The organism is Candidatus Ruminimicrobium bovinum (assembly GCF_902760015.1).
In the GTDB taxonomy this organism is placed as follows: Bacteria; Elusimicrobiota; Endomicrobiia; order Endomicrobiales; family Endomicrobiaceae; genus Ruminimicrobium; species Ruminimicrobium bovinum.
The window spans coordinates 1-4129 of record NZ_CACWEU010000215.1 but is presented as its reverse complement, the minus strand read 5'-3'; the positions used below and the strand labels follow the sequence as shown (position 1 = coordinate 4129).

The following is a 4129-nucleotide window of genomic DNA, read 5'->3' as shown; positions in this document are numbered from 1 at the left end:
GACCTCATTTTTCTTTAAACTTAAAATCACCTTTACAATATATTCTTAATAATTATAAAATGTCGCATATGTGTTTAACCAATACACTTTTTGCTTTTTTATGTTATTTATTGTATAATTTAAACCTATGTTTATTAAATATACAAATAAGATTTTAAAAGAATTAAAAAGAAAAATAACTATCGTATTGATACCGCACAGCAGTATGAAACCGATAAAATTTAATTTTTCTTTGCTTTTTTTATCGGTGTGTCTTGTTTCCTGGACGGGGCTTACTTTGTGGGCAGGTTATGTTTCAGGACAAAAAATTGATTATTTAAAAATAAAAGCAGATAACAAAATAATGCATTTAAGAATGGCTTTCCTTTCCGATAAAATAGCACAATCAATGCATATGTTACAACAGGTAAAGCATAACGATGAACATATCAGGGAACTTCTTGCAATGGGTTCAAAAAGAGTAATACTTGAAGACAATTTAGGTTACGGAGGACCTACACCCGTAGAAGCGAATGCGTTAATAACGGCAGTAAACGGAAACATAAATACATTGTCTTTTGATACCGTTTCAAAACAAGCAACACAACTTATTGAAGAATATAAAGCAAGCATAAAAAGCTATTCGGAAATTGCAAATGACATAAATGTACAAAGAGTAAAATTCAGATACACACCTTCAATATGGCCATGTGAAGGAACAATTTCTTCCCCTTACGGTTTTAGAATACACCCTATTTTAAGGTATAAATTTTTCCATTCCGCAATTGATATAGCAAATATTCACGGAACAACCGTTCGTTCAACTGCCGACGGAATTGTTTTATTTGCAGGTATTCAAAGAGGTTACGGTAAAGTTTTGGTTATAGGGCACGGCAATCAATATAAAACAATTTATGCACATCTTTCAAAAATTTTGGTCAAAAAAGGTGAATTTGTAGAAAAAGGACAGGAAGTTGCAAAGATGGGAAGTTCCGGAAGGTCAACAGGTTCACACCTACATTATGAAATTCATTATAAAAATAAACCTATAAATCCGGGGAAATATTTAAAACAATGGGAAAAATAAACAAAAAACAATTTGATACCATAGAAAGTTTTATCGGGCAGGAATCCTGCTTTAAAGGAGACATATCTACCGATAAAACAGTTCGTGTTGACGGTAATTTTACGGGTAATATAAAAAAAGCTTTAGGAGTTATAGTAGGTGAAAAAGCAAAAATTACCGGAAACATAAATGCCGAATATGTTATTGTTGACGGCAGTGTTGAAGGCAATATTATTTCAAGCCAAGCCGTTGAATTATTAAACAAGTCAAAAGTTATAGGTAATATTCAAACAAAAATTCTTTCTGTTGCCGAAGGTGCCGTTTTTGAAGGAAAAAGTTCAATGTTAAGCTTTTTGGAAGAAGCAGCAGACAATACAAAAGAGGAATAGTACTATGATAAATTTTTTAATTAAGCATAAAGTAAAAATATTTTTAATTACAATTATCGGCTTTTTTGCCGGAACTTTTGTAGGGTTCGGCAGTTATCTTTTCAGTGACAGGTCAAGTATAGACACGGTTGCGGTTGTAAACGGAACCGAAATTCCATACAGAGTATATTATTCGTTATATAACAATGCAATAAATATGCACAGACAATCCAACCATGAATTTACAGAGGCAACCGCCAAAGCAATTCAGGCAAATATTTTACAAAGTTTGGTTAAAGACGAATTAATTTATCAACAGGCCGAAAAATACGGAATTGTTGTTTCTAACGAAGAACTTGCAAACGACATTCAACATTTCCCTTTTTTCGTAAACGATAAAGGTTTTTTTGACAGCAGAATTTATTTCGCTTTTTTAAATAATATAAGGTTAGCCCCTAAAGATTTTGAAGAATACAGAAGAAAACAACTTATATCAAGAAAAGTTCAAGTTCTTATTGCATCGGCAATATCAAATGTAAGCCAAGCAGAAATTGATTATTCGAAAGAAAGTTATAAAACATCCGATAAAAATATTATATTACAACAAAAAAACAATGAAATTTTAAATGATTGGTTTAATCAGGTTTTACAAAACAGTAAAATAAAATTCACAATGTTAAAAGAAAATTAATTTTTTTGTCCGTAAAACAACAACTCAAAATAAAAATCCGTTTCAAAATTTATTTCTTTAAATTATTATTTTGCAGGTAAATAAACTATAAACATATATATTGTGCTTATAACTATAACCATTACGGTTGCCGGAACGGAAATTTTACAATATCTTGCCCAACTTATTGAATAACCCGCTTTTGCAGAAACCGAAGTTCCCACAACATTTGCACTTGCACCTATCGGTGTTGCACTACCGCCGATATCGGTTCCTATTGAAAGCGCCCAACTCATTGTTGCCAAAGGAATTCCGCTTGTTACGGCAAGCGACTGAATTACGGGTATCATAGTTGCCGCAAAAGGAATATTATCAATAAATGCCGAAGCAATTGCACTAACCCAAATAATAATTGCAATCAAAACATAAGGGTTTCCGGCTGATGTTTTTTCAATAAGGTTGGCAATCAATTCAAGTATTCCCGTTTGTTCAAGCCCGCCTACAACAATGAAAAGCCCGACAAAAAAAAGCAAAGTTTTATAATCTATATTTTTAATTAACATAATTATATATTTCCCGCTAGTAACAAGTGTAACAAATGCTATAAAAACACCTATCGCTGCAACGCTTAAATGTGTTTGTGCATGTGTTATTAAAAGAATAATTGCACAAGCAAAAATTATACAACTTATAAAAAAACCGGTTTTGTCCGTAATTGCGGATTCGGGCCTGGGGAAAGTTCTTCTGTCAATTTTTCGGCCATGCTGCGAAAACTCTTTTCTGCAAATAAAATAAAAATAGGCAAGAGTAAAAATTAAACCTATCAATGCAATAATACCGGTATTACATAAAAAGTCCATAAATGTATAACCGAGTTTCGAACCGATAATAATATTAGGAGGATCTCCGCACATTGTTGAAGAACCGCCTAAATTGGCACAAAAAATTTCGGCAAGTATCATTGATATCGGATTAAAATCCAAAAGGAACGAAAGTTCTACCGTAACGGCAGCCAAAAATAAAATAACCGTAATTGAATCTATAAACATTGAAAGCACAGCCGACAATAACATAAAAGTAATAAATATGGGTATCACTTTATAATTAACGGCTTTTGCAAGGCGCATACAAAGCCATCTGAAAAAACCGACCCTTGCCATACCTTCAACCATTACCATCATTCCGGCAATAAATAATATTGTGGCCCAATCTATTCCTTTAGAACTTAAATGAGCATTTTTCGTATACCAAAATCCTAAACTGAAAACATCTTTAATATTTAAAGTTTCACTTATTGCCAAAACGGATTTTGAACTAAAGCCGAAACCTATTCCGAAAACACAAATCAAAGTTAAAGCTCCGCAAACAAGTGTAACCTGATGCCTTTCAAATTTTTCCGTAATTATTAAAGTAAACATTACAAGAAAAATTATAACGGCAAAAATTTGTGCCAGTAACATATTATTATCCTTTTCAAATAAATTTTATTATTAAATATTTTTAAATACCGATTTCTTTTAATAAATTTTTTAAAATTTTTGCAGAATTTATAAATGCTTCTTTTTCTTTATCATTAAATTCTATCTGCTGAACTTGCCTTATTCCGTCCGAATTTATTACAGACGGCAAACTTAAATACACATCGTTAACTCCGTAAAAATCTTTTATAAGCACGGAAACGGGAAGAACGGAATTTTCATTTAACAAAATACTTTCGGTTATTCTTGTAAGCGCAAGCCCTATTCCATAAGAAGTTTCACCTTTTTTTTCTATTATTTTATAAGCCGAATTTTTTACATTATTAAAAATTGATGTAAGTTTTTCCGTATGGTTACAATCTTTTTTATCATTACATAACATACAATGATTTTGTATATTTACACCGCCTACGGTTGCCTTACTCCATATAGGAAACTCACTGTCTCCATGTTCACCTAAAATGTATGCATGCACGCTTCTTGCATCAATATTACAGTGTTTTGCTATTTCATATCTGAAACGTGCCGAATCAAGTAAAGTTCCCGAACCTATAACTTTACTTGCAGG

At 31.9% G+C, this 4129-nt stretch carries 4 protein-coding genes and 1 pseudogene; 3 read left to right on the top strand and 2 right to left on the bottom strand.

Going from position 1 to position 4129, the window contains the following annotated elements; translation table 11 throughout:
• The first annotated feature begins 205 nt into the window (after positions 1-205).
• From ACMUOV_RS07240 to ACMUOV_RS07230, 3 genes are read left to right on the top strand one after another with little or no spacing between them, the layout of a single operon-like run.
• The gene (locus tag ACMUOV_RS07240) at positions 206-1066 is read left to right on the top strand and encodes a M23 family metallopeptidase (protein WP_413854452.1); all 861 of its coding nucleotides are present in this window, start codon (positions 206-208) and stop codon (positions 1064-1066) included.
• Positions 1054-1434 (top strand): bactofilin family protein, encoded by a 381-nt coding sequence (locus ACMUOV_RS07235; RefSeq protein ID WP_413854451.1) that lies wholly within the window; start codon positions 1054-1056, stop codon positions 1432-1434. Before ACMUOV_RS07240 ends, ACMUOV_RS07235 begins: the two co-directional genes overlap by 13 nt.
• A gap of 4 nt (positions 1435-1438) precedes the next feature.
• The gene (locus ACMUOV_RS07230; protein WP_413854450.1) at positions 1439-2104 is read left to right on the top strand and encodes a SurA N-terminal domain-containing protein; all 666 of its coding nucleotides are present in this window, start codon (positions 1439-1441) and stop codon (positions 2102-2104) included.
• Positions 2105-2169: 65 nt separating this feature from the next.
• Here the strand turns inward: ACMUOV_RS07230 and ACMUOV_RS07225 are convergent, their stop codons facing one another.
• Positions 2170-3543: an SLC13 family permease gene (locus ACMUOV_RS07225; protein WP_413854449.1), complete on the bottom strand. Its 1374-nt coding sequence runs from the start codon at positions 3541-3543 to the stop codon at positions 2170-2172.
• 40 nt (positions 3544-3583) lie between these two features.
• Positions 3584-4129, bottom strand: a pseudogene (locus ACMUOV_RS07220) (L-lactate dehydrogenase); the annotation flags it as partial.

Bases quoted from the DNA above. Each gene is read 5' to 3' on its own strand.
- ACMUOV_RS07225 (WP_413854449.1), bottom strand. From the start codon at position 3,543: ATGTTACTGGCACAAATTTTTGCCGTTATAATTTTTCTTGTAATGTTT.
- ACMUOV_RS07240 (WP_413854452.1), top strand. From the start codon at position 206: ATGAAACCGATAAAATTTAATTTTTCTTTGCTTTTTTTATCGGTGTGT.
- ACMUOV_RS07230 (WP_413854450.1), top strand. From the start codon at position 1,439: ATGATAAATTTTTTAATTAAGCATAAAGTAAAAATATTTTTAATTACA.
- ACMUOV_RS07235 (WP_413854451.1), top strand. From the start codon at position 1,054: ATGGGAAAAATAAACAAAAAACAATTTGATACCATAGAAAGTTTTATC.